Source organism: Agathobacter rectalis ATCC 33656 (assembly GCF_000020605.1).
Lineage (GTDB): Bacteria > Bacillota > Clostridia > Lachnospirales > Lachnospiraceae > Roseburia > Roseburia rectalis.
On record NC_012781.1, the window covers coordinates 1,780,514 to 1,797,901 of the forward strand.

Below are 17,388 nucleotides of genomic sequence, written 5' to 3' on the forward strand. Positions count from 1 at the left end.
GCCCCTCCCTTTTTGATAATATTATACATAAAACAAATTACTCCGAATGCAAAAGGCGAAATTAGTACTTTTCAAGGTGAATTTATTAAATTTTCATCAATATTTTCACGGTGAACCGTTCATCTGAACACTCAAAATCCAGTGTGCTTATATATTTATCAAGCACTTTCTTTACATTCTTTAATCCATAACCATGTTCTCTTACAGATTGTTTTGTCGTAATCGGCAATCCCCCTTTAAATATCACTTTTTGTAAACACCTGTTACTAATCTCAACAACAAGTGAATCCATTAAATAATTAATTTCCAAATCTATGCTTGGATTTTTTACATCTTTTTGTGCCTCTATCGCATTCTCCAAAAGGTTTCCAAAAATAATATTCATATCATATGCCGATAATTTTAAATCACTCGGAACCACAACTTTTACATTCAACTGAATTTTCTTATCCACCGCACGCTGAAGCATATAATTTAAAACTGTATCAAGCGCCGTATTACCCGAATCAACCAGCCGCCTTGATTCTACAAGATTATTCTCCATAGCTGACACATAATTTTTTATCTGTTCTATTTCGCCTGTTGAAGCAAGCACCGAAATCTCTGCAAAATGACGTTTCATATCATGTCGAAATGATCTTAATGCCTCCATGTTTTCATTCTGAAGCATAATCTCTCTTTCATAAGAACTAACCTGATCTCTAAGTACCTGATTTTCCAAAGCCTTCTGAGAAGACTTAACAAGATCATCCATCAGATATGAAATAATAATATTCACAAGCAGAAATGCTCCGCAGACTAACGAAAGAGAAAATGATGACACGGTTTTATCCATAAATATTACTATTGATGTTATAATACATACTAATAACGACGCAATAATAAACAACCAATAACGATTATTCAGCTCTATGCCTAAATCATTTCCAAAAAATCTTTCTGTAATCAACTGTGCAGCATGCAATAATAAAAGAGCAAATATACTTACAAAAGCTGAATATCCATCATATCCAAAGGGCTTTATCAAAAATGCACTTACTACTAAATCTATGAGACAGCTTACTGCCAAAATATAAAAAACAAATATACATTTTCTTTTTATCGTACCATTATATGATAAAGCAATTGCTGACAGCCCTAAGAAAATACTAAGGAAATTAAATATCGGTTTATAAAAAAACAAGTTTACAAATATCGCTATAAAAACACTAAATAAATATGCAAATACCTTTCGCACTCTGTTTCCATCATTATCAAAAAAAGTATGAGTAAATCTTTCTGCAATAACAGTCTGAGCTACCTTTGTAAACAAAATAACCATTGCTTTTTCAAAAGTCATATCACTTCCTTACTCCTTCCATAGTTAAAAATTGCTTGCTTAAATGAAGCCCTTTTAGACTGTGCTATACTTATTTCCATACCATTTTTCAGTAAAACAGCATCACTTTTCCATGATTTAATACATTTTATATTGACTATATATGACTTGCTTATGCAGACAAACTGAAACGGAAGATTTGATACAATATCACTAAGTTTTCCATAATAAGATACACTTTCACCATCGGTTTTGCATATAGTAATAGTTTTATTTCTACTGGAAAACAACATAATTTCACCATATGGAATAGAATATCCTGTCTTATTATATGTATATCTGAATTCTTTTTTCTGCACATCTTCAAGTTGTAATATTTTAGTCATGGTATCATACAAAACATTATCATCTATCGGTTTTATAAGAAAATCATATGGATGAATTTGAAAAAGCTCCATAGCATAGCTTGTTTTATGAGAAATAAACACAATATTCATCCTGTCATTATGAAGCGTTTCCCTTATATATTTTCCTGCATAAACCCCATTATCACCCGGTAACTCAATATCCAGAAAAAGTATCTGCGGATTGAATTCTTTTATGTCTCTGCATAATGACATAGAATCATACCATACTTCAACCTCGCATTTTTCAGCTCTGTTATTAAAATATTCAATAATTATTTTTTCGAGTACAGCGCACTGATTAATCTCGTCATCACATATTGCCACTTTATAAATCATTGATAGCTTTTCTTTCTATTATTTTTTCTTGTATTTTTCCTATTATCAATAATACAGCAGTAGTTACTTCTGCCATTACAATTATCTTATACCATTTTTTTAAATAAATAAAGAATATAAATATTAAACCTTCAATATAGCAAACAAGCCTTGCACGCCGTCCATATACTTTTTTCTCCATGTTATCCAAATAATGATTCTTATTACAAACTGGTGAGAGTATAGATATAATTATTATAGAACTAATTAATAGAATCACATTTACTCCAACATTCAATTCAACGTATTTTAAATAGAAAATCATTAATACTAAAATGATATATGAGAAAATAGAGCATTTCCATATCTTTTGCATATGATAGCCACCTGCATTCTGACGTAATGGTAAAAGGCAAGCTATATACAGAATGGTTTGACTTATTTCATGTAATAACATTCCTGTAATTATAACCAATATACAGGTAATCAAAATCACCTTTAGTCTCTTAAGACCAAAATATACTATTTCTTTTTCTTCATTATTATCGCTAATTATATTGGCTATTTGTTCTATCATTTAACCTGTTCCTTATATATACTAATGAAATAGATAGTAATAATTCAATAAACTGCATTTTTTTCAGTAAAATAATTATATATAAACTATATGTGTATATATTTTTTTACAAAAAATCCGCAATACCATAATTTAGTATAGCGGATTCATTTCTAAAAAACAATTATTTTAATCTAAAGCGATAGCCTCATTCTCCTGACGTCTTAAAATATCAAACTCATCAGGTGTCTCTGACAGCTTTACATAGAATACCTGCTGTGGATGTGGGCAGGATTCCATCTCATTGCCGTCCTCATCAACGAGCGCAAGCACTGTTGCAAGCACATTGTCACCGTTTGGCTTCATGATTTCTATCTGCTCGCCAACTGAGAACTTGTTTCTCTGCTCCATGCGGTAGAGACCTTTTTCATTTGGTGCACCTACGATACCGAGATAAGTGTAGCCCTTCTCGTAAGTATTGTTATCGTATATCTGAGTCTCCTCCGAAGGCTTTCCGTAGAAAAAGCCTGTGGTAAACTGTCTGTAGGTACAGCTCTTTATCTGCTCTAAGTACCATGGCATATTTGCCTCGTATTTTTCAGGTGACTCAAGATAATCATCTATCGCCTTGCGGTAGGTTCTTGCTACTGTTGCCACATAGAGAGCGGTCTTCATACGTCCCTCTATCTTGTAGCTGTCTATTCCTGCATCAATCAGATCCGGAATATGCTCTATCATGCACAGATCCTTTGAGTTGAAGATATATGTGCCACGCTCATTCTCGTATACCGGCAGATACTCACCCGGGCGCTTTTCCTCCACAACAGAGTACTTCCAGCGGCACGGATGTGTGCACGCGCCTTTATTCGCATCACGGCCTGTGAAATAGTTGGAAAGCAGGCATCGGCCGGAATATGAGATACACATTGCTCCGTGCACGAAGGTCTCTATCTCCATCCTGTCATCTATATGCCCTCTTATCTCCTTTATCTCCTTAAGCGAAAGCTCTCTGGCTGTCACCACGCGGCTGGCTCCGAGATTCCACCAGAACTGATATGTGCCGTAGTTCGTGTTGTTGGCCTGTGTGCTGACATGTCTTTCTATCTCCGGGCAGACCTCCTTTGCAATCATGAAAACTGCCGGGTCTGCAATGATCAGTGCATCAGGTCTGTCCGGCTTCATATTGTGAAGCTCTGTAAAATATTCACGCACTCCGTCAAGGTCATAGTTGTGAGCCAAAATATTGGCAGTAACATACACTCTCACACCGTGAGCATGCGCAAAGGCCACGCCCTCTGCCATCTCCTCCATTGAGAAATTCTTAGCCTTGGCCCTGAGTCCAAATGCCTCTCCACCGATGTAAACTGCATCAGCTCCATATATAACTGCTATCTTAAGTACCTCCAGGCTGCTCGCCGGACAAAGTAATTCTATTTTTCTCATTTTTTCTCCCATACAGTTTTGTATTCATCAAATCTTTGTTGACACCGTAATTCCATCACCTATAGGCATCACTGCCGTCACCAGCTCATCGGAGTGTGTAAGCTCGTAGAGATACTCCCTCATACGCTTGTAGATGGTACGGTTTCTGCGCTCAACGATATAGTGCGATTCTATAATATCGCCATCCTGCAGCACATTGTCGGACACCAGCACCCCGCCTGTCTTTAAAAGACGAAGCACCTGCGGCATAAAGTTGATATACTGTCCCTTTGCCGCGTCCATAAATATCATGTCAAACTGTCCTTCAAGCTGTGGAAGTATTTCTGTTGCATCGCCCTCTAAGAGTGTAATCTGCTCCTGCTTCCCGGCTCTTTCAAAGTTGGCCTTTGCGATAGGTATTCTTTTTTCGTAATTTTCAATCGTCACTATCTGACAACCCTTCGGTGCATACTCTGCCATCAAAACGGCAGAAAAACCAACCGCTGTTCCCACCTCGAGAATACGCATTGGTTTTTGCATTGCAAGAAGCAGCTTTAAAAAGCTCTGCATCTCTTTTCTGATAATCGGAACGAAGTCTCTTAAGGCTTCCTTCTCTATCTCATCTAATACAGGCGTGTTGCCTCTGTCCAAGGAATTGATATATGTGACAAGTCTCTCATCAACTATCATTCTTGTATTTCCTAATCTAATTATTGACACAAATGCGCTTAACGGATAATTACTGTGTATCCGAAGGCTCCGTAGTCTGTGTCTGTTCTTCATCGCTCTTGTCGGAGGACATGATTACCATCATATCCTTTGCCGTCATTGAAGTGTTGAGTGTGTATATCCCTGGCTTTATATGTCCTGAGTAAGCAGACAGCTTAAGCTGGAGATAAAATAAATTGTGATCCCTTACAAGGCCCTTGTCCTCTAAAAGCTGTCCAAGCTCCTCTGCGGAGATGCCCTTTTCCACCTGAACGAGTACATCCTGACCATCGCCATTTGTCATGGCAGGCTCAGTAAAAACTCTGTAGCCAAAATCATAGCAGATGCTGCAGATTTTTATGCCCGCAAACAGCACTAAAAGAGCAATCATTATTGAAAAAGCAACCCTTATAAAACCAAATAAAGCCTTGTTAAAATCCATAAGCTGTTCCTACACTTCCATAATTATAGGTATAATCATCGGTCTTCTCTTTGTTTCCTTCCAAACAAAGTCTCCCAATGCATCCTTTACCTCTGTCTTTATCTTGCCCCAGTCTGTCACATTGTTGTCTGTCAGACGCTCCATTGTGTCATCCAGCACGCATTTCGCCTCATCCATCAGGCTCTCAGAATTGCGCACATATACAAATCCTCTCGATACTATATCAGGACCTGCAAGCAGCTGTCCTGAGCCTGCCTCAAGTGTCATCACAACGATGATGATTCCGTCCTCAGCCAGACGCTGTCTGTCACGGAGCACGATATTTCCTACATCTCCTACACCGAGTCCATCGACCATGACATTGCCCACATGCACTCTGCCTGTCACCTTGGCACCGTCCTCATTGATTTCAAGCACATCTCCTGATGAAAGGATCTTGATGTGGTCTGTATCATATCCGAGCTGCTCGGCTATTTTTGCCTGTGCCACAAGATGCTTGTACTCTCCATGAACAGGGATTGCGTACTTTGGATTGACAAGAGAATAAATAAGCTTTATATCCTCCTGACACGCATGGCCGGAAACATGGACATCCTGGAATATAACATCTGCACCCTTCATCATGAGCTCATTGATGATACCTGTAACCGACTTCTCATTTCCCGGTATAGGGTTTGAGCTGAATACAATGGTATCGTTTGGCTTTATGGATACCTTTCTGTGGGTACCGTTTGCCATACGTGAAAGAGCTGCCATTGACTCTCCCTGGCTTCCTGTCGTGATGATGACAGTCTGCTCATCAGGATAGCTTCTAAGCTGTTCTACATCTATAAGAATATTGTCAGGCAGCGACAGATAGCCAAGCTCTGAGGCTATGGAAATGATATTTACCATGCTTCGTCCCTCGATGGCTACCTTTCTGCCGTACTTCTCCGCACAGTTGATAATCTGCTGCACACGGTCTACATTTGATGCAAATGTAGCAATGATAATTCTGTTTTTCCTGTGATCCTCAAAGATGCCGTCCAATACCTTTCCGACAGACTTCTCAGACTGTGTGAAGCCCGGTCTTTCTGCATTGGTACTGTCGCACATAAGCGCGAGCACGCCCTTCTTTCCAATCTCACCAAACCTTGCAAGGTCGATTGCATCTCCAAATACAGGTGTATAGTCCACCTTGAAATCGCCTGTATGAACAACTATACCTGCCGGTGAATAGATAGCAAGCGCTGCCGCATCCTGGATACTGTGGTTAGTCTTTATAAACTCAACCCTGAAGCAGCCAAGGTTGATATGCTGTCCGTATTTTACGACTTTTCTCTTGACAGTCTTGAGCATGCCATGCTCTTCAAGCTTTCTGTCAATAATTCCGATGGTAAGCTTTGTAGCGTATATCGGTACATTTATCTCCTTAAGCACATAAGGAATAGCACCGATATGATCCTCATGTCCATGAGTGATAAAGAATCCCTTGACCTTATCGATGTTCTCCTTAAGATATGTGATATCAGGGATAACCAAATCTATTCCCAGCATATCGTCCTCAGGGAATGATAATCCGCAATCTACTACAATAATACTGTCCTCATACTCAAAGGCAGTAATATTCATTCCAATCTGCTCTAATCCTCCAAGTGGAATAATCTTAAGCTTACCTGTATTCTGTTTTTCTGTTTTCTTCAAAATATTACCTCCAAATTTATTTCACGTACAACTGCAATCCTAATATTCAAGTGCAGTGTCATCATCCGTAAGCTCAGAAAATACCTTAGCAATAGCCGAAAACTCAACATCGTCTTCAACCATCTGATAAAGCACCTCTTCATCCTTTGTGCTTACTTCTTTTAAAATATATGCTTCACAGTCTCCGCTTTCTTCTCCTTCGGAAACTAAAAGATATCGTGTTCCATTAAGTGTTGTCTCTTCTTCAACCGCAAACTCGACAACATCATTGGTCTGCGGATCAGTAAATTTAATTTTCTGCATAAAAACTAAGACCGACTATTTGACAGATAATCCAAATATCCCTGCAAAATAAAAATCGCTGCTATCTCATCAACAAACTCCTTGCGATTCTCCCTGCGTATGCCGGTTTCCATCATAGAACGGTCGGCTGCGACTGTCGTAAGACGCTCATCCCAGTATATGACCTCAAGACCTGTGCGCCTTGCAAGCATATCCCCGAACTCCTTCGTCTTCTCGCAGCGTTCTCCTTCCGTGTTATTCATGTTTTTAGGATAGCCGAGCACAATCCTGTCCACCTTGTACTCCGCAATAATCTCCTCAATACGTGCCAAAGTCTGTCTGAGCTTGGATGGCGACTTCCTGCGCACTATCTCAACGCCCTGTGCTGTGATTAAGAGCTCGTCGCTCACCGCTACTCCGACTGTCTTTGAACCAAAATCAAGACCTAATATCCTCATATTAATCCCATGCGCTGTTCTCAATGTATGTCTTGAGAACCTCCTCCACAAGCTCGTCTCTCTCAACCTTCATGATGAGACTTCTCGCGTTATTGTGGCTTGTGATATATGTTGGATCTCCGGACATAATATATCCAACAATCTGATTAACAGGATTGTAGCCCTTTTCCTTTAATGCCTTGTACACAATCTCAAGTACATCGCTTACCTGAAGCTCAGGCTCCTTTTGAACTGTAAAAAATTGTGTGTTGTTAATATTTTTTTCCATACGTTTCGCCCTTCTTGTAATATTATTTTATTATAAATGTAATAAAATTACAACCTTTTATTATTCGAAGAGTAATATTTCGTCTGTAAGCATACCCGATATACGGCCTGAAACTATCTGATTTTCAAGGTTTTCGTCAGTTTCCTTAGCGACCTTGACATATTCCTTAGTATATCCGACAAAGTATTCTTTATCACCGATTACGGCCTTTTCCTCAAAAAGCGCCTCCTCATTCTTTCCGATATAGAATTTCCTGAACTCCTTAGACATGTCATGACCGAGTGCTATGAGCTTTTCGCTTCGTGCCGCCTTAATCTGCTCATCTATCTGGTCAGGCATTACTGCTGCGCGGGTGCCTTTTCGCTTTGAGTACTTAAAGATATGCATCTCATAAAAATGTATATGCTCAAGATATGCCTTAGTCTGTTCAAACTCCTCCTCTGTCTCACCGGGAAATCCCACAATCACATCGGTTGTGATGGCCGGATGAACAAAATATTTACGCAAAAGCTCACAGCCTCTCTCGTACTCTTTAGTGGTATATTTTCTGTTCATCCTCTTAAGTGTTGCATCGCAGCCGCTCTGAAGCGACAGATGGAAATGAGGACATATTTTATCAAGCTTTGAAAGCTCGCTCGCAAAGTGCTCTGTCACAATCTTAGGCTCAAGTGACCCAAGCCTGATGCGCTCTATGCCCTTTACTGCGTTCACTGCCTGTATCAGCTCAAGAAGGCCTACAGCTTCCTCAAAATCCACACCGTATGAGCTTAGATGGATACCTGTCAGCACAACCTCCTTGAAGCCGTTTGCCGCGAGCCTTTCAACCTCTGCTATTACATTTTCAAACCTACGGCTTCTGACACGTCCTCTGGCATACGGAATGATACAATAGCTGCAAAACTGATTACAGCCGTCCTGCACCTTGATGAAGGCTCTCGTGTGCTCCTTTGTCTGGTCTATAAAGAGCTCCTCAAAATCATGCTTTCCGTCATTTATATCGTCCACGGTATCGTTTACACTGTCCAAAGAGTATTCCTCAAGCAGCCTTACAAGGTCATGCTTTCTGTCATTTCCGATGACTATGTCCACCGATAAGTCGTTTAATACCTCTTTTTCACTTGTCTGCACATAGCAGCCGGCTGCCACAACTATTGAGTCCGGATTATTTTTCTTTGCCTTGTGAAGCATCTGTCTGGATTTTCTGTCAGCCATGTTGGTGACTGAGCATGTATTTATGACATACACATCAGCTTTTTGTGTGAATGGAACTATCTCATAGCCCGCCTCCTCAAGCAGATGCTGCATGGCCTCTGTCTCATATGCATTTACTTTACATCCTAAATTATGTAAGGCTGCTTTTTTCATTTTATTTTTTTACTCCTATTTAATTGACTTTTCCTTAAAAAACTATTACTATCTATATGACAGTAGTTATTTAAGGAGGTTTTCAATATGAAAACAGTACAGATTTCATTAAATTCCATTGGGAAAGTAAAATCATTCGTTAACGCTATTACTCAGTTTGATTTCGATTTTGATTTAATATCGGGCAGATATGTCATTGATGCTAAATCAATTATGGGTATCTTCAGCCTAGACCTCTCTAAGCCAATAGAGCTCGCTATACATACAGAAACCGGACTTGACGAGATTATGGAAGTATTAAAGCCATATATCATCGACGAAGCCAAGTAATACAGACACAATGATTTGATTAATTAGGACCTGAAGCTCAGGTCCTTTTTATTTTGCTCTAAGGTGGCACTGATTACTCAGCATCCACCATAATCACTTCTGTAGTATCTATAGCTGTCTTCATAAGCTCATCTATCACATCGTTAAGTCTTTCCTCAGACTTCTTAATCCTGTTTATATTCGGCTTTGTAACAGGATGCTTTGCTACGAAAATAGTACAACAGTCCTCATACGGAAGAATCGATGTCTCATAGGTATCAATTTTGTTTGATATATCAATGATATCATTCTTGTCCATGGCAATGAGAGGTCTGTATACAGGCATATGGCACACCTCGTTTGTTGCAGCAAGTGACTGCATTGTCTGGCTTGCAACCTGTCCGATGCTCTCACCTGTGATAAGGCCTAAGCATTTATCCTCATCGGCAAAGTGCTCTGCTATCTTCATCATGTATCTGCGCATGATGATGGTCAGCTCATCATGAGGACATTTCTCATATATGGCAAGCTGTATATCGGTAAAATTGACAACATGCAGCTTTATCCTGCCCGAATATCTGGCAACCTTCTTTGCAAGGTCTACAACCTTCTGCTTTGCTCTCTCACTCGTATATGGCGGTGCATGGAAATATGTGGCATTGATTACCACGCCTCGCTTTGCAATCATGTATCCTGCAACCGGGCTGTCGATTCCACCTGAGAGAAGAAGCATTGCCTTTCCTGCTGTGCCAAGCGGCATACCGCCCGGTCCGGGAATCTCCTCTGAATAAATATTTATCATAGGTCTGATCTCGATATTGATCATAACCTGTGGATTATGAACATCTACCCTTGTCTCAGGAAATGCCTCTAGCACCTTTTCACCGACTGCAGCATTTATCTCCATGGAGGTCATCGGATAGTTCTTTCTGGCACGTCTCGCATTTACCTTGAAGGTAAAGCTCTTATCCTTGTATACATGGTTGATATGCTCGATAACTGCTTCACAGAGCTTGTCAAAGCCCTCATCCTCATGCAGCTCAACCGGACAGATACCCACGATACCAAAAATTCTTGACAATGTGGCAACTGTCTCGTCATAATCATAGTCTCCGTCTGTCTCAACGTACACACGTCCGCTTTCCTTTCTTACCTCGAAGCTTCCATCCACATTGCGAAGCTGATATTTGATATTCTTAACGAGCGCGTCTTCAAAAATGTATCTGTTTTTGCCCTTTATCGCAATCTCAGCATACTTGATCAAAAATGTCTTGTACATGTAACTCTCCTGTTCTGGTTTTATTTATTGGTTTTATTTATTATTTTTAATTACTTAATATTTCATTGTATGCGTAACTTTTTTAGCCCTTCATGGTTACCGGCTATGCTAATACCTGCGATCTCTTTGCAGCTCATTAGCGCCTTGTATATCTTCGCAGCATTGGTATCACCTCTGCCATAACTGATACAGCGTAATCAATTTCCTCCTGTGTGGTATTCACGCAAAAGCTGAATCTGATCGTGGAATCCAAAAGTGACGGCTTAAGCCCTATGCTCTTTAGTGTTGAACTGATTGCCGGTTTGTTTGATGAACATGCACTTCCTGCAGACACATATATCTGCCTGTCCTCAAGAGTATGAAGCATAACCTCCGCTCTCACACCATCTACGCTCACGCTTACCACATGAGGTGCATTTGTATGGTCTATGCGTCCGTTTACCGATACTCCGTCAATACGCTGCACTGACTCTATAAAATGATCCCTAAGCTCATACATATGTGCTATTTTTTTATCAAAATCCGTGTAAATTTCCTCTGCTGCCACTCCAAGACCTGCATATGCAGGAACATTTTCCGTACCTGAGCGCATGCCCTTCTGTTGGCCGCCTCCGTATATAATCGGCTTGATTTTAGTCTTGTCCTTTATATATAAAAATCCGCTGCCCTTTGGTCCGTGAATCTTGTGTCCACTGACTGAAAGCATGTCTATATTCATGCGCTTTGGTCTGATTTCAAGCTTGCCGTAGGACTGTATGGCATCCACATGAAAAAGTGCGGCAGGATTTTTCTCTTTTATAGCTGCTCCCGCCTCCTCAATCGGCATGACTGCGCCAATCTCATTGTTTACATGCATAAGCGATACAAGAATTGTATCCTCCCTTACAGCATTTTTCAGCTCTTCAACACTTATCACGCCGTCATGGTTTACAGGCAGATATGTGATTTCAAAGCCCTGCTCCTCCAGAAACTGCATCACAGACAAAACCGATGCGTGCTCTACAGAAGATGTGATGATATGCCTTCCTGCACGCTTATTGGCCATTGCAGCACCTATTATTGCAGTATTATTCGACTCTGTGCCGCCGGATGTAAATAGTATCTCCTTGTCCTGCACCCTGAGTGTCTTTGCAATCTTTTTCTTAGCATCATTAATATAATTTTCTGCCTCAACGCCCTTCATATGAAGTGATGAAGGATTACCGTAATCCTCTGTAAGCAGCTTATAAACTATATCTGCCGCTGCTTTTGAACATCTGGTTGTGGCAGAATTATCCAAATATGCTTCCATTTTTGCTCCTAACTTCTACTTCTTAACTGTTAAGTATCTCTATTGTCTATACATCCAAATTGTATACAAGCATGGCAAGTGCAGCAAGTCCTGCTGTCTCCGTGCGTAAAATCCTGCGTCCCAAGCTTATTCTGTGCATTGTAGCATGCTCATCCACAAGTGCTATCTCCTCCGGTGCAAAGCCGCCCTCAGGACCCACGACAACACCGATAGTCTGACCAGCCTTAAGCTGCCCCATTATCTCTCTTGTCGCATCCATGCCACGCTCATTCTCATATGGCACCAGCGTGCTGTCAAGCTCTGAAGCGATTTTCAAAGCTTCCTTGTATGTAACCGGCTGCTTCACAGTGGGAATCACAGTGCGCTTTGACTGCTTTGCTGCGCTCTCAGCAATAGCCTGCCATCTCTGCAGCTTTTTTGCTGCCTTTTTTTCATCCAGCTTTACCACACAGTTTTTCATGGCAACCGGTACTATCTCAGATACACCAAGCTCCACAGCCTTTTGAATAATAAGCTCCATCTTATCGCCCTTTGGCAGCCCCTGATACAGCACGATGTGATTGTCAAGCTCTGTGCCTGTCTCATCTGCACTGTCAATAGCTGCGATGACCTCATCATCCAGAACCGATGATATGTGACAGAAATATGCCTGTCCGGATTTTGAGCTTACTCTTATTTTTTCCCCGTTTTTCATGCGCAGTACATTCTTTATGTGATTTACGTCACCTCCGGTGATTGAGATGCTGTCAGAATGAACCTGCTCTTCCTCTACAAAAAACTGATACATAATCCACCAAACTATTTAGTCAGCTTCTGCGCAGTGATATTGACCCATTCACCCTGATGATTGATTTCTATCACCTTAAGCCCCGCTGCTTCGATAGCCTCTTTAACTTCATTTTCCTTGAAATCTATGATACCCGATGTGATGAAATATCCGCCTTCCTTTAACCTGTCAGGAATAACAGGTGCCATAGGAATGATGACATCAGCAAGGATATTTGCAACAACGATATCATATTTTTCTGTACCGACCTTCTTTTGAAGCTCTGTATCATCTATGAGATTGCCGACATAAAACGTGCCAAGCTTCTCATCCAGATGATTGACCTGCATATTGTCACGCGTAGAAATCATGCAGTCAGCATCAAGGTCAGTACCTACAACCTCCTTTGCACCAAGCTTTAAAGCTACAATTGAAAGGATTCCGCTTCCACAGCCCACATCAAGCACTGTAGGTGCTTCCTTTGCGCCCTCAATATACTTGATAAGCTGCTTGATACAAAGCTGTGTTGTCTCGTGCTTTCCTGTACCAAAGGAGATTCCCGGATCAATTTCTATCATAAATTTATCCGCATCCTCAGGCTTTACCTCTTCCCATGTAGGCTTAATCAATATATCACCGATTGTAAATGATGAAAAATACTTCTTCCAGTTATTAATCCAGTCGAGATCCTCTGTCTCAGATGACGAAATTACACCGCTTCCCACATCAACAGTATCTCTTAAATCCTCAAGTCCAAGCTTTACCTTTCTAAGCATATCTGACTGATCACTGCCATCATCCTCAATATAAAAGCTGACATGGCTTATGCCCTCATCCGGAGGCAGCTCCGGCAGAAAATCAATAAACATATCCGCCTGGTCCTCTTTGGTCAGGGGAATATTGTCCTCAATCTCGATTCCCTCGATACCAAGCTCCATAAGCATGCTGCTCATGAAATCCTCAGCCGCGGTTGTTGTCTCAATCGTGTATTTCTTCCACTTCATATAAAAATCCTCTCTTAATAAAATAGATATATAGTATAAATACAGTTTTATTTCAAAACATTTCCGTACATTTTACAAGGCAGTCATACGACTGCCTCCACAACTTATCTCATATAATACCATAAAAATGTGCTGTATAAAAGCCCCATTTTTTTATACGTAAAAATAGCCTAAAAAATGCCCCGCCACACATGGCGGGACATATATTATAGGACATCTATTACAGATCATCTATTTACAGATCGTCCAAAGACTCCTTGAGCTTATCCATAAATCCTTTTTTCTTTTTAGAATCAGTAGAAGCTCCGCCCTCCTTGGTCAGAGAACCGCCTGAAAGCTCATCAAACTTCTTAAGAGCCTCCTTAGCATCCTTAGACAGACCTGTAGGCGTATTGACAACAAGTGTGACATAATGGTCACCTCTTATTGCTTTATTTCTTGTTGAAGGAACACCCTTGCCCTTTAAGCGGATACGTGTACCTGTCTGTGTACCCGGTGCAACTGTGTATATAATATCTCCATCAACAGTCTTGATTCTTATATCTCCACCTAAGGCTGCAATAGCATACGAGATGGATGCCTTTGAAAAGATATTAACATCCTGACGCTCAAAATCCCTGCTGCCTGAAACAATAACTTCAACAAGAAGATCTCCACGCGGTCCGCCATTTATGCCCGGCTCGCCGTATTCACGTATTCTGACACACTGTCCATTATCTATACCGGCTGGAATCTCAACAGTCTTTCTGACCTTCTTGGTATTGTAGCCTGTACCGTGACATGTAGGACACTTATCCTTTACTACCTTGCCCGAACCACCGCAGGATGGACATGTTGTGACATTCTGCACTACACCAAACAGAGACTGACTCTGTCTGACAACCTTACCTGTACCATTACACTGGGTACATGTCTCAGGAGATGTGCCCGGCTTAGCTCCGTTGCCGCCACAGGTAGAGCATGTCTCCTTATAGTTGAATTCAAGCTCCTTTGTGCAGCCAAATATAGCTTCCTCAAAAGAAATTCTTACACTGAGACGGACATTTGCACCCTGTGCAGGACCATTTCTTCTGCCACTGCTTCTTCCACCTCCGAAGAAATCTCCGAAAATGTCACCAAAAATATCCCCATATCCATGCCTGAGAAATCAAAGCCACCGGCTCCGCCGCCTGTGCCATCAAATGCTGCATGACCGAACTGATCATACTGGCGTCTCTTATCCGGATCAGACAATACGGCATAGGCCTCCTGAGCCTCCTTAAACTTCTCCTCACACTCTTTATCACCCGGATGAATGTCAGGATGATATTTCTTTGCCTGCTGTCTGAAGGCTTTTTTAATCTCTGCATCTGTAGCGGTCTTAGATACTCCTAATACCTCATAATAATCTCTTTTTTCTGCCATAATTGAAAATTCCTTTTATTATACAACTAATTCGCAAGGCCGGCCAAGCGGCCAACCTTGCGAGTAATTTTACTTACGCAGCCATTATGATGCTTTGATTGATAACCCAAATTACAGGTCATTAATTCTCATATCATTATGGCAGCATCTGTTTAATTATACTTCCTTGAAATCTGCGTCGATGACATCATCATCTGCACCGTTTGAAGCGCCTGCATTCATATCAGGTCCTGCTGCTCCTGCTGCTCCTGCATTCATGTCAGGTCCTGCTCCTGCTGCTCCCTGCGCTGCCTGAGCCTGCTCATACATCTTTGCAAATACCTTCTGAGCACTCTGTGTGAGCTTCTCCTGTGCGGCCTTAAGCTCTGCAACATCAGCCTCTGTCATAGCCTCAGCCTCTTTATGTGCATCAAGGAATGACTTAACTGCTGCGATATCAGCCTCAACTGCTGACTTATCAGCGGCATCAACAGAATCTCCAACCTGCTTTAATGCATCCTCTGTCTGGAATACAAAGCTCTCAGCATCATTTCTTGCATCGATTGCTTCTTTTCTCTTCTTATCCTGTGCCTCAAACTCAGCAGCCTCTTTAACAGCCTTATCAATCTCATCATCAGACATATTAGATCCTGCTGTGATTGTGATGTGCTGCTCTTTTCCTGTTCCAAGATCCTTTGCAGACACATTTACGATACCATTTGCATCAATATCGAATGTAACCTCAATCTGTGGAACTCCACGACGTGCTGGTGGGATACCATCAAGTCTGAACTGTCCGAGTGATTTATTATCGCGGGCGAACTGTCTCTCACCCTGTACTACGTTGATATCAACGGCTGTCTGGTTATCAGCGGCTGTAGAGAATATCTGGCTCTTTCTTGTAGGAATAGTTGTATTTCTCTCGATAAGTCTTGTAGCAACACCACCCATTGTCTCGATTGAAAGAGAAAGTGGAGTAACATCAAGGAGAAGTACTTCGCCTGCACCGGCATCTCCTGCAAGCTTACCACCCTGGATAGAAGCACCGATTGCTACGCACTCATCAGGGTTAAGAGACTTGCTTGGCTCTTTTCCTGTCATCTGCTTTACCTTGTCCTGTACGGCCGGAATACGTGTAGAACCACCTACAAGTAATACCTGTCCAAGGTCTGCATTTGTAACGCCTGCATCCTTCATAGCGTTCTGTACAGGGATTGCTGTTCTCTCTACGAGGTCATGTGTCAGCTCATCGAATTTTGCTCTTGTAAGAGTCATATCGAAATGCTTTGGTCCCTCTGCTGTAGCTGTGATGAATGGAAGGTTGATGTTTGTAGTAGTAGCTGAAGACAGCTCCTTCTTTGCCTTCTCAGCAGCTTCCTTTAATCTCTGGAGTGCCATCTTGTCTGTAGAAAGATCAACACCCTCTGCCTTCTTGAACTCGTCAATCATCCACTGTGTTACCTTGTTATCGAAATCATCACCACCAAGGTGTGTATCACCGTTTGTAGATAATACTTCGATTACTCCGTCACCAATCTCGATGATAGATACATCAAATGTACCACCACCAAGGTCATAAACCATAATCTTCTGCTCTTTCTCATTGTCAAGACCATAAGCAAGTGCTGCTGCTGTAGGCTCGTTGATTATACGCTTTACATCAAGACCTGCAATCTTGCCGGCATCCTTTGTAGCCTGACGCTGAGCATCGTTGAAGTAAGCAGGTACTGTGATAACTGCCTCTGTAACCTTCTCACCAAGGTATCCCTCTGCATCAGCCTTTAACTTCTGAAGTACCATAGCTGAAATCTGCTGTGGGCTGTAGCTCTTGTCATCAATCTGCACCTTGTAATCTGTACCCATATGTCTCTTGATAGAAGAAATTGTCTTCTCAGCATTTGTAACTGCCTGACGCTTTGCAGGCTCACCGATAAGTCTCTCTCCTGTCTTTGTGAAAGCAACTACTGAAGGTGTGGTTCTTGCACCCTCCTGGTTTGCTATAACTGTAGGTTTTCCACCTTCCATAACTGCTACGCAGCTGTTTGTTGTTCCTAAATCAATACCAATGATTTTGCCCATTTTATTTTCCTCCTATTAAATATAGTGTTTTTACATGTTTAATATATTTGTAA

Annotated in this window: 17 protein-coding genes and 1 pseudogene; 1 reads left to right on the top strand and 17 read right to left on the bottom strand. The window is 41.3% G+C overall.

Translation table 11 applies throughout. From position 1 onward, the window contains the following. Positions 1 to 85: 85 nt before the first annotated feature. The 11 genes from EUBREC_RS08510 to mtaB form a co-directional block, all read right to left on the bottom strand. Positions 86 to 1,339: a sensor histidine kinase gene (locus tag EUBREC_RS08510; RefSeq protein WP_012742728.1), complete on the bottom strand. Its 1,254-nt coding sequence runs from the start codon at positions 1,337 to 1,339 to the stop codon at positions 86 to 88. Continuing rightward, positions 1,336 to 2,061, bottom strand: coding sequence for a LytR/AlgR family response regulator transcription factor (locus tag EUBREC_RS08515; RefSeq protein ID WP_012742729.1), 726 nt, complete (start codon positions 2,059 to 2,061; stop codon positions 1,336 to 1,338). The genes EUBREC_RS08510 and EUBREC_RS08515 overlap by 4 nt, the downstream gene beginning before the upstream one ends. Continuing rightward, positions 2,051 to 2,617 (bottom strand): accessory gene regulator B family protein, encoded by a 567-nt coding sequence (locus tag EUBREC_RS08520; RefSeq protein WP_012742730.1) that lies wholly within the window; start codon positions 2,615 to 2,617, stop codon positions 2,051 to 2,053. The genes EUBREC_RS08515 and EUBREC_RS08520 overlap by 11 nt, the downstream gene beginning before the upstream one ends. 168 nt (positions 2,618 to 2,785) lie before the next feature. Further along, entirely contained in the window at positions 2,786 to 4,039 is a 1,254-nt protein-coding gene (locus EUBREC_RS08525; RefSeq protein ID WP_022293414.1) for a peptidase U32 family protein, read from the bottom strand. Between the two features lie 27 nt (positions 4,040 to 4,066). Continuing rightward, positions 4,067 to 4,708, bottom strand: coding sequence for an O-methyltransferase (locus tag EUBREC_RS08530; protein WP_012742732.1), 642 nt, complete (start codon positions 4,706 to 4,708; stop codon positions 4,067 to 4,069). 49 nt (positions 4,709 to 4,757) lie between these two features. After that, the gene (locus EUBREC_RS08535) at positions 4,758 to 5,168 is read right to left on the bottom strand and encodes an endolytic transglycosylase MltG (protein ID WP_012742733.1); all 411 of its coding nucleotides are present in this window, start codon (positions 5,166 to 5,168) and stop codon (positions 4,758 to 4,760) included. Between the two features lie 9 nt (positions 5,169 to 5,177). Next, positions 5,178 to 6,851 (bottom strand): ribonuclease J, encoded by a 1,674-nt coding sequence (locus tag EUBREC_RS08540; RefSeq protein ID WP_012742734.1) that lies wholly within the window; start codon positions 6,849 to 6,851, stop codon positions 5,178 to 5,180. Positions 6,852 to 6,890: 39 nt separating this feature from the next. Continuing rightward, positions 6,891 to 7,154: a DUF1292 domain-containing protein gene (locus EUBREC_RS08545; RefSeq protein ID WP_012742735.1), complete on the bottom strand. Its 264-nt coding sequence runs from the start codon at positions 7,152 to 7,154 to the stop codon at positions 6,891 to 6,893. Between the two features lie 5 nt (positions 7,155 to 7,159). After that, entirely contained in the window at positions 7,160 to 7,591 is a 432-nt protein-coding gene (ruvX, locus tag EUBREC_RS08550) for a Holliday junction resolvase RuvX (protein WP_012742736.1), read from the bottom strand. Position 7,592: 1 nt separating this feature from the next. Beyond that, positions 7,593 to 7,859 (bottom strand): IreB family regulatory phosphoprotein, encoded by a 267-nt coding sequence (locus EUBREC_RS08555; RefSeq protein ID WP_012742737.1) that lies wholly within the window; start codon positions 7,857 to 7,859, stop codon positions 7,593 to 7,595. A 60-nt stretch (positions 7,860 to 7,919) separates the two neighbouring features. Continuing rightward, a complete protein-coding gene (gene mtaB / locus EUBREC_RS08560) occupies positions 7,920 to 9,224 on the bottom strand; it encodes a tRNA (N(6)-L-threonylcarbamoyladenosine(37)-C(2))-methylthiotransferase MtaB (protein WP_012742738.1) in 1,305 nt (434 codons plus the stop codon). A gap of 87 nt (positions 9,225 to 9,311) precedes the next feature. On the opposite strand from mtaB, the gene EUBREC_RS08565 reads away from it, so the two are divergent. Next, entirely contained in the window at positions 9,312 to 9,554 is a 243-nt protein-coding gene (locus tag EUBREC_RS08565; RefSeq protein WP_012742740.1) for an HPr family phosphocarrier protein, read from the top strand. A gap of 73 nt (positions 9,555 to 9,627) precedes the next feature. On the opposite strand, the gene thiI is transcribed toward EUBREC_RS08565, so the two are convergent. From thiI to dnaK, 6 genes and pseudogenes are all read right to left on the bottom strand, one after another. After that, positions 9,628 to 10,812, bottom strand: coding sequence for a tRNA uracil 4-sulfurtransferase ThiI (thiI, locus tag EUBREC_RS08570; RefSeq protein ID WP_012742741.1), 1,185 nt, complete (start codon positions 10,810 to 10,812; stop codon positions 9,628 to 9,630). 136 nt (positions 10,813 to 10,948) lie between these two features. Next, the gene (locus EUBREC_RS08575; RefSeq protein WP_012742742.1) at positions 10,949 to 12,103 is read right to left on the bottom strand and encodes a cysteine desulfurase family protein; all 1,155 of its coding nucleotides are present in this window, start codon (positions 12,101 to 12,103) and stop codon (positions 10,949 to 10,951) included. Between the two features lie 46 nt (positions 12,104 to 12,149). Beyond that, positions 12,150 to 12,890, bottom strand: coding sequence for a 16S rRNA (uracil(1498)-N(3))-methyltransferase (locus EUBREC_RS08580; RefSeq protein ID WP_012742743.1), 741 nt, complete (start codon positions 12,888 to 12,890; stop codon positions 12,150 to 12,152). 11 nt (positions 12,891 to 12,901) lie between these two features. Then, complete coding sequence (gene prmA, locus EUBREC_RS08585; RefSeq protein WP_012742744.1) at positions 12,902 to 13,873, bottom strand: 50S ribosomal protein L11 methyltransferase; 972 nt, start codon at positions 13,871 to 13,873, stop codon at positions 12,902 to 12,904. Between the two features lie 235 nt (positions 13,874 to 14,108). Continuing rightward, positions 14,109 to 15,277 (bottom strand): annotated as a pseudogene (dnaJ, locus tag EUBREC_RS08590) (molecular chaperone DnaJ). A gap of 156 nt (positions 15,278 to 15,433) precedes the next feature. Next, positions 15,434 to 17,335: a molecular chaperone DnaK gene (dnaK, locus tag EUBREC_RS08595; protein ID WP_012742747.1), complete on the bottom strand. Its 1,902-nt coding sequence runs from the start codon at positions 17,333 to 17,335 to the stop codon at positions 15,434 to 15,436. Positions 17,336 to 17,388: the final 53 nt, after the last annotated feature.